The organism is Bdellovibrio sp. CKG001 (assembly GCF_055397465.1).
On sequence record NZ_AP029173.1, the window covers coordinates 1,761,644 to 1,778,645 of the forward strand.

The following is a 17,002-nucleotide window of genomic DNA, read 5'->3' on the forward strand; positions in this document are numbered from 1 at the left end:
TCACTTCAAAAACAGGAGACATTTGCGGCGATGGAACTTGGCAGTCCCGTTATCCTTATTTCAGCTTTTGGTCGGGGTCATTGGTTGGCTGCGGCTCTGGCGAAAGAGGGAATTAAAACAACTCTTGTTGATGTATCCAGCAAACTGGGTGTGTGGCCTTCAGAAGATGTGGAAGGACCTTTTGGTTTCTTCCGCAACGAGCGCATTTCAGAATCCCAGTCCGAAAGAATGTATTCCGACGATCCGTTTGACGAAGTTCCAAATGGATTTACTCTGTGGCTGAAGGACGGCCCTTTTGAGTTTAAGGGGCCGGTTACAAAGTATAAAATTGACCAGTCCACTTTGGCGCCGTCTGTGAAGGAGCATCTGATCGGGGGCGCGGGCGAAAAGGCGGCAAAGTATCTTTACAAGAATATTGATGCCCTTGATTTTGATTCAAGCTGGATTCTGCATCTGGCGCACCAGTGGTCGGGAACAACTTACACCTCCAACGCCAAGGGGGCCCGTCTGGGGGTGCCGACGCCGCTGACCTCCTCATTCCTGGTTCGTCATGCGACTCGCAACGGTTTGGAAAAATCCTTAAGCTGGCTGACCAGCAAAGGGGTGGATGTCATCCGCCCGCACCAGATCATGGACGTTTCATTCGGTGGTGGTAAGTCGATCACGGGTCTGGAGCTTTCCGGCGAAAAACAAGGTTTGTTCCGTTTGGAGCAAATTGTGTGGATGCTGACCAGCGAAGAAAGTTATTTTTTGAATGAACGCCTGGGTAAATACTTCTTCCCGGAAGGAGCCTTGGAGCCTGAATGGTGCTGGGTGCGTTACCGAGTCGGTCTGCAGGCGTGCTTTGAGCGGGATCGACTGCCTTTGCATACGGTGATGATTGGTGATGTGGACTCTCCGTGGACTCATGAAAATATGATGGTGTTGCAAAGAACCACGCTGCCAGAACAATTTGATGTCTGGATGCGAATCCCCACTGTGCAAAGGTTCAACAAAGACTATCTGACCGTTCGCAGTGAGCGCATGAAGAACCATCTTAAAGAGCGCATGACTTTGACTGATCCTCAGATCCTGAGCTTCCCGCAGGAATACTATTACACCTATGCCCAGTTGGGGGCGTCTCGGTTCCCGGTTTTCGGCGAGAAGCAGAAAGCACGACGGGGTCGCAGTTCTTATGGGAATTTGCATTTGGATGGACCGGAAGTTTGGCCGAACTATCACTGGGGCTCTTATTTTGACAATCATGAGGCCATCCAAGGCCGTATCGTGAGCTGGTGGAAAGAAAAGCTGCTCAAGGAACAAAAGGAAAAGAAGCGAAAGGAACAGAACTCGTGATTGAAAGATACACTCGCCCTGAGATGGGCCTTCTTTGGGATTCTGATCACAAATTCGGCAAGATGATGGAAGTCGAAATCGCTGTGGCGCAAGTGCAGGCGCAATTGGGTCTTATTCCCAAAGGGGCGGCCAAGACGATTGCGCAAAAGGCCCGCTTCAACGTTAAAAGAATTTCTGAAATCGAACGTGAAACCAAACACGACGTGATCGCTTTTGTTTCCAATCTGGCTGAAAATGTCGGTCCTCAGGGGAAGTTCATCCATTATGGCCTGACTTCTTCGGATGTGTTGGACACAGCCTTCAGTCTGCAGGTTCGTGAAGCGGGTGTGGTGCTGATGAAATCCATAGAGGCTTTGGAAAAATCCCTGAAGACCCTGGTGAACCGTCATGCTGAAACTTTGTGTGCAGGGCGCACGCATGGAATGTTCGCAGAGCCCACAACTTTCGGATTTAAGATGGCCGGCTTTCTGGCTGAAACTCAGCGCAATAAAAAGCGAGTGAAGGCGGCGTTGGACAACATGATGATCTGCAAGCTCAGTGGAGCTGTGGGTACGTACTCCAGTCAGGCGCCGAAAATTGAAAATCTGGTGGCAAAAAAGTTGAAGTTAAAAACAGAAACCATTGCCACGCAGGTGATTCCCCGCGACCGGCACGCCGAGATGCTTTCAGCTTTGGCGATCTTTGGCACGGGTCTGGAACGCCTGGCTGTGGAGCTTCGCCACTTGCAGCGCAGTGATGTGGGAGAGGTGACGGAAGGTTTCACCAAGGGGCAAAAGGGATCTTCTGCAATGCCGCACAAGAAGAATCCCATCAGTGCGGAAAATATCACGGGCCTTTCCCGCCTGCTTCGTGGTTATGCGATCGCTGGTCTGGAAAACGTGGCCCTGTGGCATGAGCGCGATATCAGTCATTCTTCGGTTGAGCGTGTTGTCTTCCCGGATGCTTTCATCGTCGCGGATTATGCGTGTCATCGTATGACGATTCTTTTGGATGGTCTGGATGTGAATAAAAAGCGCATGATGGACAATATTGAAAGTTCTCAAGGTCAGATTTTCAGTTCTCATGTTCTGCTGGCCCTGATTCAAAAGGGGATGATCCGTGAAGAGGCCTATGCGTTGGTGCAGCGTCTGTGTCACTCCCTGGCTTATGGAGAGCACTTAAAAGACAAACTTTTGGTGGATGATCAGATCAGTAAGCTGCTAAAGCCGAAAGAAATCGACGAGATTTTCACAGGGAAAAAACATAAAAAAGCCATCAAAGATATTATCAAACGGGTGTAGCGGATGACAGGCAGTTGGAAGTTTTTAAAGGAAAATGATGTCATTGATGTGGTCGCTCCGGGCTATCCGTCAAAGCCTCATGAGGTCGAAGGTGCCCGGGATTTTTTGTTAAAGTGGAAGCTTCAGCCGCGAATTCCCAAAGGCATCATCAAACCGCATTTTCTGCATGCGCATGAAGATGAGGCGCGCTGGAGTTTTCTGAAGGCTGCGATTGAGTCCAGGGATTCCCAGGTGATCTGGTGTCTGCGGGGCGGTTATGGCAGCAATCGTTTGTTGCCCTATCTGGCGAAGCTCAAAAAACCAAAGACACCCAAGTTGTTGATTGGGATCAGTGATATTTCCTCTTTGCACACATTTGTGACTCAGGAATGGGGCTGGTCCACGTTGCATGCACCACTTTTGGATCGTTTGGGGCGCAACCTGGTGTCTGCCAAACATGAAAAAGAAATTCATGATGTGCTTTTTGGAAAGACCAAAAAAATTGAGTTTAAGAAACTCAAGCCTCTGAATCAGGCGGCACGCGAAGCTAAAACGATCAAATCCCGTATCACCGGGGGGAATCTGACGGTGTTGCAGTCCACTTTGGGAACGCCATGGCAGATTAATGCCGACAAGAAGCTTCTTTTTGTCGAGGACATCGGCGAGCGTGGTTACCGCGTGGATCGTATGTTTGAGCAGTTCCGTCAGGCGGGAATCTTTAAAAAATGCCAGGGTCTGATTCTGGGGGACTTCTTCGGTGGCGAAGAACCCGGGGGAACCGGCGAGGATAAAACGAATAAAGTCTTTAAACGTTGGGCCGAGGATCTGGAGATTCCTCTTTTCAAGGGCCTTGAGGCGGGACACGCGCCAGTGCAGCGACCCGTTCCTTTTAACACATCCTGTGAATTGACCGTCAATAGTGGTCGGGTCTTGTTACAGATTGAAACCGGAGGACGTCCGTAATGAAATATTCTGTTTTGGAAAGAAATCTGATCTCGCAGTTGGAAGAGCGCATCCGTGATACGACTCCGGGAGTGATGGTAAGAGCCTATCAGGGAGGACGTATTATCTGTGATGTTGCCGTGGGTAACACCTATGCCTATTACGATCTGGCCAGCCTGACCAAAGTGATTTTCACCACGCAGGCGATGTTGCAGGCATTTGAAAGCGGCAAATGGAATTTTGAAACCAAAGTCAGCGATCTCTTGCCGTGGTTTCAGCATAAAGACACGAAAATCACCGAGCTTCTGACTCACAGCTCAGGTTTGCCATGGTGGCTTCCTCTGTATCAGGAAATCAACACGTCGCTTTCGCGGGAAAAACGCCGCGAACAACTGCAGTCGATCCTGCAGGGTTTGAAAATTGAAAAACAGGAAACGGCCATTTATTCGGATGTAGGCTTCCTGGTGCTGGGTTATATCATTGAAAAAATCTATGATAAGTCCCTGGATGATGTCTGGACGGACATTAAAAATAAATTCTATCTTGGAACCACGCTGGAGTTCCATCCGGACAATCAAGTGACCAACAAACTTTCCTTGTATGCTCCAACTGAAGAATGTCCGGTGCGGCGTAAACTGGTGCAGGGTGAAGTCCATGATCTGAATGCCTGGGCACTGGGGGGTGTTTCCACCCATGCGGGCTTGTTCGGAAGCATCGATGATGTGGGTTGGTTCTCGTTGCACCTGCGATCACACTTGTTGGGGATTGCCCGTTATTCCATCCGTCAGAAGACGGCTCAGCTTTTTGCCAAACGCGCGCTTCCGGAAGGACAAGGCGACTGGGCGATGGGGTATATGATGCCGACACCAGGTTCGGCCAGCTGCGGGACGTATTTTTCGCTGGATTCGATTGGTCATACGGGCTTTACCGGGACCTCAGTCTGGTATGATCCGAAGATGGATTTGAGTGTGTGCATCCTTTCTAATCGCGTTCTTTATGGAGCCGACAACAAAGCCTTTGGCAAACTTCGTCCGGATATCCATAATTGGATTGTTGAAAACTACAGAAGAAGTGGACTTTAAAATGAATATTAAACCAGGCAGTCACATTCACTTGATGGGTATTTGCGGAACCGCGATGGCGTCGATGGCCGGTCTTTTGAAAGACCGCGGTTTTAAAATCACTGGCAGTGATTCCAATCCGTATCCTCCGATGTCCACGCAACTGGAAAATCTGGGGATCAACATCATGAAGGGTTATAAGGCCGAAAACCTGCACCCGAAGCCGGATTTTGTGATCGTGGGTAACGTGATTTCCGCCAGCAATGAAGAGGCCCAGGAGTTGATGAAACTCGGGATTCCGTACACATCGCTCCCTAAAGCCATGGGCGAATTTATCATTGAAAATCGCGAAAGTGTCGTGATCTCGGGGACTCACGGGAAAACCACGACGACTTCGATGATGGCCTGGGTGGCGGAAAATGCCGGAGTGAAGCCGGGCTTTTTGATTGGTGGAATTCCGAAAAACTTCTCGCAGTCCTTTAAAAATCCGGAAGGCAATTATTTCATTATTGAGGGGGACGAATACGACACGGCCTTCTTCGATAAGGTTCCCAAATTCATTCACTATCGTCCAAAGCATGTGATTCTGACTTCGGTGGAATTCGATCATGCGGATATCTATAAAGACCTGGATGATGTGAAGAAATCCTTTGCTCGCTTGATGAATCTGATTCCTGCAGAAGGCACGTTGCTGGCTTGTTCTGAAGATGCCAACGTGATGGAACTTCGTAAGCTGGCGAAATGCAAAAATTCTTTCACTTACGGTTTTGGCGCCGAGGCGGACTTCCGTGCGAAGATCATGTTCCAGAATGCCAATGGTCTGGGCTTTGAAGTTCATCACAAAGGTGAAATCCTGGGCCCTTATGCCATGCAGATCACGGGCGATTACAACGTTCTGAATGCGACGGCGGTGGTGGCGATGTCCAAGATGCTGGGGTTCTCGGAAAACCGCATTCAAATTGCGCTGGAATCTTTCGAGGGCGTCAAGCGCCGTCAGGAAATTCTGGGCGAACCGAACGGAATTTTGGTGATCGAAGACTTCGCCCACCATCCAACAGCGGTGCGTGAGACCGTGAAGGGCATTCAGAAGAAATATCCGGGGCGCAAGGTTTTCTCGGTGTTTGAGCCCAGAAGCGCGACCTCCCGTCGCAAAGTCTTCCAGAAAGACTATGTCGAAGCCTTCAAGGGTTCGCATGAAGTGTTGCTGGCCAAAGCCTTTGATCAAAGCAAGATCGACGAGGAAAATCGCTTCTCCAGTCACGAGCTGGTGGATGATTTAAAGAAGTCCCAGGTGACAGCCGCCGACTTTGATACGGCCGATGATATTGTGGCCGCCTTGAAGTCCAAAGCCCACAAGGGCGACGTGATTCTGATCATGAGCAACGGCGGCTTCGACGGAATCTACACCAAACTAATGAAAGCCTTGGAATAAAAGGTACCTGCTCACTTTTGCAGAAGCGTCGCGACATTCTTCGCGGCGCTTTTTTAATATGGATTTAGGAGTAACTCTCTCGGACGTCCTGTCCGCCGATCGGTCGCAACATCGAAGACCCCCTTGCGTAGGCTCTGCTTTATAATCTCTGTATCATAAGAGTTGGGAGTCTCATTGACCCATCTCAAAGTCTGATCGATTGATTCAAAAAGAATTTCGTCTGGGTAAAGAGGAAAATGCAGGCGCCCTTTTCCAAGGGAAAGTCCCAGAGTTGAATAGGGATAGTCTTCGGCGCGATGACAAAGTCCGGCTTCCAGCGGATTGCGATAGATGTACTTATAAACATGATGAAGATAGTGGGGATGATTGATCAGGCAGCGGTGATAGCGGCCTCCGTAGATCTGATTGATGATGCGGGCTTTGCTGGACATATAGCGACTGGTTTCCTTCATGAGGTAGTTCATCGCTGCGGAAAGATTTAAGTGGGGATCTCGAGCCAGCAGGTGAAAATGATTGTCCATAAGTACAAAGCTCAGAATCTCTATTCCATAGGCAGTCGAGATAAAGAAGAGATAATCCTCCATCAATCCCCAGACCTCTTGCTTCGGGATGGGAAAGTCCTCTCGATTTCGCGCACGGGCGGTGATGTGGTAGGGAAGCTCATTTGACGGAGGTACGACTTTTCTAGGCATATCAAGGATTTGTGCAACTCTTAGGCAGCACAGAAACGTCAATAAATCCCTGACTCAGAGGGGGTTAAAATCGAATTTAGGAGCAGTGCTTCTGCAAAAGTGAGCAGGTACCTTTTGGGAGTGCGCGTCAATGGAGGTTTTAGGGTGAAATAGGGCCGAGGTTTCGTTAATTTTTTTGGCCTATGTCGAATCTTACTCCGCTCATGAAACAGTTCTGGGACATCAAGTCTGTCCACCAAGATAAAATCCTTCTTTTCCGTATGGGGGACTTCTTTGAAATGTTCTTTGATGACGCTGTCAAAGCCGCACCGGTTTTGGGAATTGCGCTGACTCAAAGAAATAAAAAATCCCAGGATGAAACTCCGATGTGCGGAGTCCCGCACCACTCCATCGCAGGACCCATCAACAAGCTTTTGGCGCACGGTTTTAAGGTTGCCATCTGTGATCAGCTGGAAGATCCGAAAACAGCCAAAGGAATTGTTAAGCGTGGCGTGACCCGCGTTCTGACGCCGGGAATGGTTTACGATTCAGACACCTTGGATGGCACTAAACCGCACTATCTGGCAAGCCTTGATGCTGAGTCTTTGAGTTTCCTGGACACCACCACGGGAGAGGCTTTCTTCTTCCGTTCTAAAAAAACGGCGGAGCTTTTGCGCTTCCTGCAGATTCTTCCTGTGGCGGAGATAGTCATCAGCAAAGAGGATGAGTCCCTGCTGACGGGTCTTGATGGAATTCTGATCAGCCATCATGAAGACATCGCCGATGCCCTTCATCCGCTTTTGAAAAATGAAGCACCGATGTCAGCAGCACGTCTGGTTTCTTATGTCAGCAACATGTCGGGTGATGAATCTTTGGCGACATTGTCTGCGTTTGAACTGCGCGATCTTGAGCACCGTCTGGAGCTGACCGCAACAACACAGCGTCATCTGGAAATCTTCTCAACTTATAAGGGCGAAGGCCTGGGCAGTTTGTTCCATGCCATCAACCGCACTCAGACGTCCGCCGGCAGCCGTTTGCTTCGTCAGTGGTTGAGCTTCCCTTTGCGCGATCAAAATGCGATCGAGCAGCGTCTGACCAATGTTGAGTTCTGGCGAAACCATGTGCTGGAGCTCAAACGCGTGCGCCAGATTCTGGGGCAGATGGGCGATATCGAACGCCGTTTGGGTAAGATCTCTCAACCTCAGTGCAATGGCCGCGATCTTCTGGCTTTGGCGGGAAGCGTGCATGCCGGTATCAGTTCTTTGGAGGTTTTGGTTCACGCCACGGGCGGGACGGCGAATTTTGAGGCCTTGCGCGAGCTGGCTTATAAAATTGAGCGCACTCTGGTCGAGGATCCGCCACTGACGACCAAGCAGGGCTATCTGATCCGCACTGGGGTTTCGGCGGAACTCGATGAGTTGATTGAGCTTTCCACCAATGCGCAGGCCATGGTGTCTCGCATGGAAGCTGAGGAAAAAGAAAAGACTGGAATCTCCAGCCTGAAGATTCGTTATAATAACGTTTTTGGTTATTATATCGAGATCACCAATTCTCACAAAGACAAGGTGCCGGCGAACTATCAGCGTAAGCAAACCCTTACCAATGCCGAGCGCTATTGTACGGAAGAGCTGATCGAGCTTGAAAGAAAAGTTCTTAGTGCCAACACGAAGCGAGCAGATCTGGAATTTGAATTCTTTGAAGCTCTTCGCAAGGAAATCTTGTCCCAGTGTCCGGCTTTGTTGGGGCTGGCGCATGAGTGCAGTGAAGTGGATGTGGTTTCAAGTTTGGCTTGGCTCAGCCTTGAAGAAAAATATGTTCGTCCAAGTTTCTCTGCCGATGGGTCTTTGAAAATGAAGGCCAGCCGCCATCCGGTGGTTGAACAAACTGTGAAGAAAAACTTTGTGGCCAACGACATTGAGCTTCGCCAGCACTCTTGTTTGCTGCTGACGGGCCCGAACATGGCCGGTAAATCCACGCTGATGCGTCAGGTGGCTTTGATTGCCATCTTGGCTCAAATGGGTTCTTTCGTGCCTTGTGATGAGGCTCAATTGCCAATCTTTGATGCGATCTTCACCCGTATCGGGGCGAGTGATCAGTTGTCCGAGGGGCTATCCACGTTCATGGTCGAGATGACTGAAACATCCGCGATGCTAAAGAATGCCACCAAGGATTCTTTGGTGATTCTGGATGAAGTGGGGCGCGGAACCAGCACGTTTGATGGAATGTGTCTGGCCCAATCGATTTTGGAACATCTGCTGAGTGAGGTGAAAGCTCTGACGTTCTTTGCCACTCACTATCATGAGCTGACCTCTTTGGATCAAAGTTTTGGTCAGATCACCAATGCGCACATGACTGTGGCCGAGCGAAACGGTGAAATCCGCTTCCTGCATACTTTGGTAAAAGGCCCGGCTTTGAAGTCCTACGGGGTTCAGGTGGCCGAGTTGGCAGGCTTGCCAGCAACGGTCACTCGTCGCGCAAAAAGTTTGTTGAGAGACATTGAGTCCAAGCGGGTTCAGGCCTCCAGCCAGCTTTCTTTGTTGGACTCTTTGTCTGCGGAAGTCGAAGTGCCAGCCATGGACATGGATCTTGCCGGGGCTTCTCAGATCTCTGAAAGTCTGAAGAACCTTTTGGATGAAGTGGAAAAATACCCTTTGATGCAGATGAGTCCGCTAGAGGCCATGAACCAAATCGCCAAATGGAAAGAACTAGTCTCCAATCAGTCTATAAAGGCTTGATCCTGCGTTGGTCGGGCGGACGCTTGTGCGGCCTACATTGAGTAGGCCTCCGCGCTTACCTTCCTCCCGCCTTGTCTGAAGCCTTTATAGCCCGATTGAATACTGCAGATGGATCGGGCGCATTGATCAGATTGGTAACTTAAGGTTTGTTTTCGGTGGGGCTTCGTTTACCATATTTTTATGGCGCAGAAGTCTTTTTTGAATTCAGAACAATGGAATCAAGCTCAGGAGGTTTTGGTGCCTCCGCTGATGACACCTGACGGAGATGTTCGTCAGGTGTTTTGTTTTTCGTCCGAGAATTTATCTTCCTGGCTGGGAGATCGGCTGGAAGAGCTTTTCAAAACCCGGCCTGAGTGGAAAGACTGCCATCCTATTATTATCGGCTCCTGGGCGCGGGGTGAACTCTGCCCCAAATCTGACATTGATGTTTTGTTCTGCGGTGATGAAGGCAAGGTGCGCTCTTTTGTGGATGCCTTGCAGGAGCAAGGGCTTAAGCTGCGCTATCGCATGCCACACAATCCAGCGGACTGGACTGAGAATGTCGAGGCCTTTGATATTCTGGCTCTGCTCAAAGCGCGTCCCTGGACGCCCGAGGCGGCCCAAAAACTTTTCGAACAACAAAAGCGCATTTGGAGCAAGAAAAACCAATACCGCCGGGGACTTCTGCGGGCCGTAAAAGAAGAGCGTCAGAACCGCGAAAAGCGCTATGATTCCATCACCAACTATCTGGAACCAAATATCAAGTTTGGTCCAGGAGGCCTGCGCGATCTGGAGCAGGGGCTGCAAATCTATGAATTGTTCGCGGAAAAATTCACCAATCCCGGCCATGCCCTGAATGTGCTTCAGTATTATCGCAGTTATTTCCTGAGTTTGCGCCAGAAGCTTCATCTGGATGGATATGGTGATGTTCTTTCCGGAGCGGCACAGTTTGATATGGCTCAGTGGATGGGCTTTAAGTCGCATAAGGATTTTATGCGGGATTTGCAGCGCGGATTGTCCCGCGTGCATTTCTATTCGGACTGGATCGTGGAGGTTGCTGAAGCCTCCGAAAAGGATCTGAAAAAAATTGAAAGTCAGACCTTTAGAAAGTTCGAGGATTTTTTAACTGCGTTACATAAGAGTTCCCGCGTTTTGGTTCAGAAAAAGGTCCGCGAGAATCTGGATATCTTGCTGCCGGATTCCGTCGTCAAATCAGCGGCGAAACGCCGGGGGCAGGTGCTTGATAAGATTCTGAATGTGAAAGCGTCGGATGAGCTGTTGGTCAGTGTGTTTCGTTCGCGGCTGATCGATAAACTGGTGCCTGAAATCAGGCGGTTGGTGGGCTATGTTCAACACGATCAGTACCATCGCTTCACCGCGGATTCTCATATCATGCAGGCCTGTCGCGAGGTCAAGCGCGTGTATAAAAAGCCTTCAGGTCTGGGGCCGTTAAAGTTTATTGCCAAAGATCTGACGACCGAAGACTGGCGTATTTTGAGCTGGTCCTGTTTGTATCACGATTTAGCCAAAGGCTTGGAAAGTCCGGAACATCATTCCGATCTGGGTGTCACGATCACCGAGCGCGACTTTAAAACCTACGGATTTGGCAAAACCTTCACTGCTGAGGTGAAGTGGATGGTGCAAAATCACCTGGAGCTTTCTCAGGCGGCCTTCCGTAAAGATCCAAAGGACCCTAAGGTCTGGCAGGAATTGCGTGGAAAGGGAGTCGGTGGTTCCCGTCTTTTGCGTCTGGCTTTATTCACAGCCATTGATATTCGGGCCACCAATCCCGAGGCTTGGAATGAATGGAAAGCCAAACTTTTAAAGGACTTAGTGTTAAGTCTTCAATCAAAGCGTGCGCAAAATTATTTCGACTTTGCGGCCTTAAAGAAAAGCAAGAAGTTGCAGGTGGATGCTCAGGTGGTGGAAGAGCTGGGTGTGCAGTTGCTTGAAAGTGTTTCTTTAAAAGAGCTGGTCACAGATCTGAAAAAAGCCGAAAGCAGCGACAATTCATTAAAACCCCTGGTGCTCAAGACACGAAAAGGGGATCTATGGATTCGCTTCCACAACAAAGAAGATCGTCAGGGACTGCTCAGTGACTATGTCGGGCAGCTTTATTCCCTGGGATTGGGGATTCGTCATGCGTCCATTCAAACTTTGCCGAAGGTGGGGGTTTATGACTGGTTCCAGGTCAGCAGTTCGCGGCCCGTGGCCTCTTTGATCAAGATACTTGAAAACAGTTCGATGCAAAGCAAGCCTGCTCCAATGGTAAAATTTGATTCCATTCAACTGGTCAGTGCGGATGAAAAAGAATGGGTCGTGAGTTTCAAAGCGGCCGATCAGTCGGGACTGTTGGCTTCTGCGGCCCGGGCCTTGAGTGATCTGGGGATCAGTATCAAGTCAGCTCGGGTGCATACGTGGGGGCGACAGGTGGATGATATCTTTGTCGTCAAAGCGCAAGGGAATCCTGAACAAATCGTGAGCGCTCTTCAGGATAGATTCCGCTCAACCTGACCGCCGTCATGAACCTTGTGTATTTCTAAAAAGTAATAAATCAGACTCACCGATAGATGGGACATTGCAAGAGGTGAGTTATGAAGTTTCTGAAAAGTCTCAATGGCAGACTGTTGTTGTTATCAGCAGTTCCCGTAGCGGGTTTGATTCTGACCTCGGTGGTGGCCTTAAGGGGAATTCAAAATTTGGATGAGGTCATCACAGGATTGAGCGCAAAAAGAATTCCCATCACGCAGATGATCGGGGATGCGCGGATTCACTCCAACGCCATTGCCAGACTCCTGTGGCAGGAAATCTCAGCTCATGCCGGAGATCAACAAAAGGTCACAACCCAGGCCCTGGAAAAAAGATTTCTTGAGATGGATCAGACTATACAGGGACTGCAGGGCATCGGTCTTGTGGCTGAGAATCAAAAGAATCTGAAAGACTTTGTGCGGGTGTGGGGAGTCTTGCAGAAGGACTACCGTTCGATCCTGTCGCGCGTGGGCTCTGTCGAAGACAGTGTGCTGATAAAGGAAATGGCCGGGACCTTTGAAAAAGCCAATGAGCTGACCAAGATCCTCTTGCGTATGGGGACGGTGCTCAAAGAGGCTAATATGAAATCCATCGCAGAGGCCGAACTCATGCGTGAAAAAGTACTGTTCACGATGTGGCTGTTTGCGGGTCTTTTTGCCGCGGGCAGTTTGATTTTCGGGGGTCTGTTGAGTCGCAAATTAAATAAAAACTTTGCCGAACTCTCGGCGACATTGGATGAATCCGGATCGCATGTCGAGGCAGCTGCTGCAGAGATGTCAAAGTCCAGCCAGGCGCTATCCAGTGCGACAGTTGAAGAGGCCGCTTCCCTGGAAGAAACAGTGGCCTCCTTGGAGGAGATTAACAGTCAGGTCACGCTGACCTCTGATCGCGCCGAAATGGCGCGGGATCTCAGTGCCATGGCCATGCGGTTTTCTAAGGAAGGAGCGTCTCAGCTTCAGGAACTTTTGAAATCTATCGCGGACATCGAAGTCAGCTCCCGGCAGATTCAGGAGATCGTGGGAATCATCGACGATATCGCCTTTCAGACAAATCTTCTGGCTTTAAATGCCGCCGTGGAAGCGGCTCGGGCCGGAGAGCAAGGGCGTGGATTTGCCGTGGTCGCTGAGGCGGTTCGGGGTCTTTCCCAGCGCAGTGCCACCTCGGCGCGCGAAATAGCCCAGTTGATTTCACAAAGTGCAGTAAAGACCGGACAGGGGGCGCGACTGGCCAGCAGCAGTCATAAAGTGATGGGGCAGGTCTTTGATGCGATTGAAAAGCTGGCAGCAGTGAATTCAGAAATCGCGGTGACCTCGCGCGAGCAGGCACAAGGTTTGGCGCAGATATCCACCGCCACCACCCAGTTGGATTCAGCCACGCAGGCCAATGCAGCTGCCGCCGAAGAAACATCAGCCGCGGCAGAGGATCTCAATGCGCAAAGCAAAGAGTTGCGCCGACTGGTGGAGATGTTGAATTTGTTGGTGCGCGGAGAAGAATCAAAAAGAATGGCGGGATAAAAACAAAAAACCCAGCTTCGCAGGCTGGGTTTTTTTGTTTTTATGGCAAAGAGGTTTAGTTGCTCTTCTTTTTTGCCGCACCGGTAATGCCGGTGTGGTTACGCCAATTGTATTCAGGGTGAGTCTTCGTGCGGTTGTGCCACATCTCCCAAGTTTTCTTTGGAAGTTTGTGAGAGACCTGACCCTTTTCATCAAAGATGTCTGGATCTTTACCAACTAGAAACTGACCGATGGATTTAAGAATTCCCATTATAAAACCGCTCCTTAGATTGCTCGTTTAATATAAGCGACCTCCGGGGCCACGGCAAGACGCCAGCTGCCTTTTGCAGAAGCGCTGCGTCTTTGGTCGTAACTAAGAACGTGGGTTCGCGCAGACGTCGATGATATCCAAGCCGCGGTCTTCGGAAACTTTGCCAGCGCCTTTGTAGAAGCTGAAACACTGTTGGGCGGCCTGTTCATAGGCTTCCTCGTAGCTGCCTGCGGATTTTTTAAGCTCCAGGCTTTGGCCCGCCATCTTGTATTTGAAGGTGTACTCTTTAGAAGCGGCATCACGGCTGCTCCAAGCAAAGGAAGAGCAAGAGAAAGCCAGGATTGCGATAGTGATGATTGTCTTCATAAGTCCCCCTGTAATCAGGTTTGTTTCGTTACTTTTACATAGAGCAAGCAGCAGGCCAGGGGGGCTCGGGGCGAGGGTGGTTTTTGGCGTTGTAAGATATTGAAAATACACGTGAAATAAGTCTCAAGATGGGGCGTCTCAAAGGGGTATGCAGGAACTCGACAGGTGACATGAAGGGGAATGCGGTTGATAAACTTTTAGACACTGCTTAAGCTTTGAGAAGAACTCAAAAAACAACAACAAGGACGTGTCTGTGAGAATTCTTCTTTTTGCTTTGATGATGCTTTCGGTTTCCACCTCCTTTGCAGGGACTCGAGGCCAGTTTGTCGGGATGCAGTTTATCGTGAATATCGCCTCGGTCATGTACGATGGCTCCAATGACAGCTCGCCGCAGATTCTTTTTGAAACCATGAATCGTCCTGAGCAAGACTCCATGATTGGCCGGGGAAAGGTGCTGGAAGCTCCACAGAAGGTTTTGAACTTCATCTGTGCCCGCAAAGGTGAAAACAATTATCAGTGCTCGATCTACATCCATCAATCCGCCCTGGCTCGCATTGCTCCTGGGAAGGCGTACTTTGATGCCCGCGGTGATCAGGCCCGCGCCCTGTTTGACCAGTTCCACACGCAAAATGGCCGCCTGTCCTACAAAGATGGCGATGGCGTCTTCCAGATCGAAGCTACGCCCGAGCGATTTGTCATGAAATTCGACGCTCAGGGTGTTTAATACAGGGTTTCCTGAAAAGGCCCTATGCCAAGGGCCTAATATGTTATAAAACCTCCTGCTTTGAGGGAGGTTGAAACAATGAAAACATGGATCGCTTTTGTCCTGCTTCTTCTTGGCATTTCGGCTGAGGCCAAAACTCTTTTAGTCAGTGATATCGACGACACCATCAAGCTAGCGCATGTGAAGGACCTTTCCGAGGCGGCACGCTTTGCCTTTGATTCCCAGAGCCGCTTTCTGGGCATGAGTGAACTTTATCAGTTGATCGATCAGGATCAGCCCGATCTGGATATCGTGTATCTGTCTCGTGCGCCGAACTGGCTGATGGGCCGCACCCACCGCAAATTCCTGGTCAATGGCGGATTCCCTGAAGGTCAGTACATCAATCGCACCAATTACGATTCCGACGTTCATAAGCTTTATTCCTTAAGAGACATCATGAACCGGGTTCGTCCTGACACCGTCATCTTCCTGGGTGACAACGGCGAGCAGGATGCTGAAGTCTATCAGCAGATTTCTCAGGAGTACGCTAACAAAGGCATCCGCTTTCATCAGTTCATCCGCGTGGTTTATTCCAACACAAGCTTTATGATTCTGGACACGCGCCTGCAGTCTGGTCAGGTCGGCTTTGTGACACCGATTGAGGTGGCTGTCGAGCTGGAAAAAGCCGGTATTCTGAAGACATCGTCTGTGGATCTTCTGATGGATGCTTTGATGTCGGAAATTATGATTCAAAAAAACTATACAGCCGAAGGTGTGGTGGCGTTCCCTTACTTTGTGAACTGCCGTGACTTTGTCTGGAGATGGGATGCGGATGTTGTTCGTTTTGCGCCCTTGAAAGATCTAAAAAAGCGTGTGGTTGAACGCTGTAAGATTCGTCCCTAAGGCTTAGATCATGTTGTTAAAGTATCAGCTTCCCCGCATTTATGAAAACATACTTCCGCGAGAGATCCTGCAGTTTTCTCCGGAAGAGAAGAAAGCCACCTGTGACACCTGTGCCATGGCTCGCCCGCGCAACAAGGCCAAGATTCACTATCGCGAGGATCTGAAGTGCTGCACCTTCCATCCTTTTTTGGCCAACTATCTGGTCGGAGCGACCTTTTTAGATGAATCGGCGACCGAGGCTCATCGCATTCTGCGGGATAAGATCGCCCGTCGCGAATACGCCCTGCCCATCGGGATGGTGGCGCCGGTCAAGTACCAGGTCGAGTTCAACAATCGTGAAGAGGGTGACTTCGGTCAGCGCGAAGACTGGCTGTGCCCGTACTACAATAAACAAACACAAAACTGCAACGTCTGGCGCAATCGCGGGGTGGTCTGCACGACCTTTTTCTGCAAAAGCTCTTATGGTAAGATGGGTTTGAAATTCTGGGAAAAGTTCAGCAATTATCTCTGGTATGTCGAGCTGGCCCTGCTGGAAGAGGCCCTGGCGATGCTGGATTTCTCCCCAAGACAAGTTATGACTTTACTTGATTATCACAACCGTTTTGACGGAACAGCGGCCGAAAAAAAGTCCTGGGTCCTGCCAGAAAAAACGTCTCGCGAGCTTTGGAACGGGTATTATGATGATCAAGAGGGCTTTTATAAAAAGAGCTTTGAGATCGTGGCGAACTTGGATAAAAAGGCTTTCCACGAATTGATCGGTGAACAAGGGCAGTCTTTGGAAGAAGAGCTTTTCACCATTTTGCCGAAACTGAAAAGTGAATAAATAAAGATGACCATTCAAGAAAAACAAAACAAAGTGATTGCCGATTTCTCCGCTCTTTCTCAGTGGGAGGATCGTTATAAGAAAATCATCGAGTTGGGAAAAAGCCTGCCGGAAATGCCCGAGTCTTTGAAGATCGAGCAGAACATGGTGAAGGGGTGCCAGTCTCAGGTCTGGCTGTCTGCCAGCTTGAACGATCAGGGGCAGATGGTTCTGCAAGGGGACAGTGACGCTTTGATCGTGAAGGGTTTGGTCGGACTGGTTCTGAGTGTTTATTCCGGAGTGACGCCGGCAGAAGTTTTAGCGACGCCGCCGGAGTTTTTAAAAGCTTTGGGGTTTGAAGGAAACCTATCCCCGAGTCGCGCCAACGGTCTTCATTCGATGCTAAAGCAAATCAAACTCTATGCGACGGCCTTCGATTATTTGTTAAAAACAAAAAAATAGTTTGTTTTTCCCTGTATTTTTACACAGACTAAAAGAGGTGGATGACCATGAGGGTCGTT

Annotated in this window: 15 protein-coding genes; 12 read left to right on the plus strand and 3 right to left on the minus strand. The window is 49.7% G+C overall.

What is annotated here, in order from left to right; all coding sequences use genetic code 11:
* Nucleotides 1-30: 30 nt before the first annotated feature.
* The 5 genes from ACZ50P_RS08510 to mpl are packed head-to-tail and all read left to right on the plus strand — an operon-like array spanning nucleotide 31 to nucleotide 6,029.
* On the plus strand, nucleotides 31-1,335 hold the full coding sequence (locus ACZ50P_RS08510) for a hypothetical protein (RefSeq protein WP_464135065.1): 1,305 nt from the start codon (nucleotides 31-33) through the stop codon (nucleotides 1,333-1,335).
* The gene (gene purB, locus ACZ50P_RS08515) at nucleotides 1,332-2,615 is read left to right on the plus strand and encodes an adenylosuccinate lyase (RefSeq protein ID WP_464135066.1); all 1,284 of its coding nucleotides are present in this window, start codon (nucleotides 1,332-1,334) and stop codon (nucleotides 2,613-2,615) included. The genes ACZ50P_RS08510 and purB overlap by 4 nt, the downstream gene beginning before the upstream one ends.
* A 3-nt stretch (nucleotides 2,616-2,618) precedes the next feature.
* Nucleotides 2,619-3,557: a S66 peptidase family protein gene (locus tag ACZ50P_RS08520; protein WP_464135069.1), complete on the plus strand. Its 939-nt coding sequence runs from the start codon at nucleotides 2,619-2,621 to the stop codon at nucleotides 3,555-3,557.
* Nucleotides 3,557-4,618 (plus strand): serine hydrolase domain-containing protein, encoded by a 1,062-nt coding sequence (locus tag ACZ50P_RS08525; RefSeq protein ID WP_464121147.1) that lies wholly within the window; start codon nucleotides 3,557-3,559, stop codon nucleotides 4,616-4,618. The genes ACZ50P_RS08520 and ACZ50P_RS08525 overlap by 1 nt, the downstream gene beginning before the upstream one ends.
* A 1-nt stretch (nucleotide 4,619) precedes the next feature.
* Nucleotides 4,620-6,029 (plus strand): UDP-N-acetylmuramate:L-alanyl-gamma-D-glutamyl-meso-diaminopimelate ligase, encoded by a 1,410-nt coding sequence (gene mpl / locus ACZ50P_RS08530; RefSeq protein ID WP_464121148.1) that lies wholly within the window; start codon nucleotides 4,620-4,622, stop codon nucleotides 6,027-6,029.
* 53 nt (nucleotides 6,030-6,082) lie between these two features.
* Here mpl and ACZ50P_RS08535 read toward each other — a convergent pair whose 3' ends face one another.
* On the minus strand, nucleotides 6,083-6,721 hold the full coding sequence (locus ACZ50P_RS08535; RefSeq protein ID WP_464135070.1) for a transposase: 639 nt from the start codon (nucleotides 6,719-6,721) through the stop codon (nucleotides 6,083-6,085).
* 203 nt (nucleotides 6,722-6,924) lie between these two features.
* Here ACZ50P_RS08535 and mutS point away from each other — a divergent pair, with 203 nt between their 5' ends.
* The 3 genes from mutS to ACZ50P_RS08550 all read left to right on the plus strand — a co-directional run bounded on the left by mutS (nucleotide 6,925) and on the right by ACZ50P_RS08550 (nucleotide 13,457).
* A complete protein-coding gene (mutS, locus tag ACZ50P_RS08540) occupies nucleotides 6,925-9,435 on the plus strand; it encodes a DNA mismatch repair protein MutS (protein WP_464135072.1) in 2,511 nt (836 codons plus the stop codon).
* Between the two features lie 198 nt (nucleotides 9,436-9,633).
* Entirely contained in the window at nucleotides 9,634-11,928 is a 2,295-nt protein-coding gene (locus tag ACZ50P_RS08545) for a [protein-PII] uridylyltransferase family protein (protein ID WP_464135075.1), read from the plus strand.
* A gap of 80 nt (nucleotides 11,929-12,008) precedes the next feature.
* A complete protein-coding gene (locus ACZ50P_RS08550) occupies nucleotides 12,009-13,457 on the plus strand; it encodes a methyl-accepting chemotaxis protein (protein WP_464135076.1) in 1,449 nt (482 codons plus the stop codon).
* 55 nt (nucleotides 13,458-13,512) lie between these two features.
* Here the strand turns inward: ACZ50P_RS08550 and ACZ50P_RS08555 are convergent, their stop codons facing one another.
* Nucleotides 13,513-13,707: a hypothetical protein gene (locus ACZ50P_RS08555; RefSeq protein WP_464121151.1), complete on the minus strand. Its 195-nt coding sequence runs from the start codon at nucleotides 13,705-13,707 to the stop codon at nucleotides 13,513-13,515.
* Between the two features lie 102 nt (nucleotides 13,708-13,809).
* Nucleotides 13,810-14,073, minus strand: a complete 264-nt coding sequence (locus tag ACZ50P_RS08560) for a hypothetical protein (protein ID WP_464135077.1) — start codon at nucleotides 14,071-14,073, stop codon at nucleotides 13,810-13,812.
* Between the two features lie 253 nt (nucleotides 14,074-14,326).
* Here ACZ50P_RS08560 and ACZ50P_RS08565 point away from each other — a divergent pair, with 253 nt between their 5' ends.
* The 4 genes from ACZ50P_RS08565 to ACZ50P_RS08580 all read left to right on the plus strand — a co-directional run bounded on the left by ACZ50P_RS08565 (nucleotide 14,327) and on the right by ACZ50P_RS08580 (nucleotide 16,943).
* Entirely contained in the window at nucleotides 14,327-14,797 is a 471-nt protein-coding gene (locus ACZ50P_RS08565; RefSeq protein ID WP_464135080.1) for a hypothetical protein, read from the plus strand.
* A gap of 78 nt (nucleotides 14,798-14,875) precedes the next feature.
* Nucleotides 14,876-15,679: a phosphatase domain-containing protein gene (locus ACZ50P_RS08570; protein ID WP_464135081.1), complete on the plus strand. Its 804-nt coding sequence runs from the start codon at nucleotides 14,876-14,878 to the stop codon at nucleotides 15,677-15,679.
* Between the two features lie 10 nt (nucleotides 15,680-15,689).
* Nucleotides 15,690-16,502 (plus strand): hypothetical protein, encoded by an 813-nt coding sequence (locus tag ACZ50P_RS08575; protein ID WP_464121155.1) that lies wholly within the window; start codon nucleotides 15,690-15,692, stop codon nucleotides 16,500-16,502.
* Between the two features lie 6 nt (nucleotides 16,503-16,508).
* On the plus strand, nucleotides 16,509-16,943 hold the full coding sequence (locus ACZ50P_RS08580) for a SufE family protein (protein WP_464121156.1): 435 nt from the start codon (nucleotides 16,509-16,511) through the stop codon (nucleotides 16,941-16,943).
* Nucleotides 16,944-17,002 lie beyond the last annotated feature (59 nt).

Bases quoted from the DNA above. Each gene is read 5' to 3' on its own strand.
- ACZ50P_RS08510 (WP_464135065.1), top strand. From the start codon at position 31: ATGGAACTTGGCAGTCCCGTTATCCTTATTTCAGCTTTTGGTCGGGGT.
- ACZ50P_RS08580 (WP_464121156.1), top strand. From the start codon at position 16,509: ATGACCATTCAAGAAAAACAAAACAAAGTGATTGCCGATTTCTCCGCT.
- ACZ50P_RS08525 (WP_464121147.1), top strand. From the start codon at position 3,557: ATGAAATATTCTGTTTTGGAAAGAAATCTGATCTCGCAGTTGGAAGAG.
- ACZ50P_RS08575 (WP_464121155.1), top strand. From the start codon at position 15,690: ATGTTGTTAAAGTATCAGCTTCCCCGCATTTATGAAAACATACTTCCG.
- ACZ50P_RS08570 (WP_464135081.1), top strand. From the start codon at position 14,876: ATGAAAACATGGATCGCTTTTGTCCTGCTTCTTCTTGGCATTTCGGCT.
- mutS (WP_464135072.1), top strand. From the start codon at position 6,925: ATGAAACAGTTCTGGGACATCAAGTCTGTCCACCAAGATAAAATCCTT.
- ACZ50P_RS08555 (WP_464121151.1), bottom strand. From the start codon at position 13,707: ATGGGAATTCTTAAATCCATCGGTCAGTTTCTAGTTGGTAAAGATCCA.
- ACZ50P_RS08550 (WP_464135076.1), top strand. From the start codon at position 12,009: ATGAAGTTTCTGAAAAGTCTCAATGGCAGACTGTTGTTGTTATCAGCA.
- mpl (WP_464121148.1), top strand. From the start codon at position 4,620: ATGAATATTAAACCAGGCAGTCACATTCACTTGATGGGTATTTGCGGA.
- ACZ50P_RS08560 (WP_464135077.1), bottom strand. From the start codon at position 14,073: ATGAAGACAATCATCACTATCGCAATCCTGGCTTTCTCTTGCTCTTCC.
- ACZ50P_RS08535 (WP_464135070.1), bottom strand. From the start codon at position 6,721: ATGCCTAGAAAAGTCGTACCTCCGTCAAATGAGCTTCCCTACCACATC.
- ACZ50P_RS08520 (WP_464135069.1), top strand. From the start codon at position 2,619: ATGACAGGCAGTTGGAAGTTTTTAAAGGAAAATGATGTCATTGATGTG.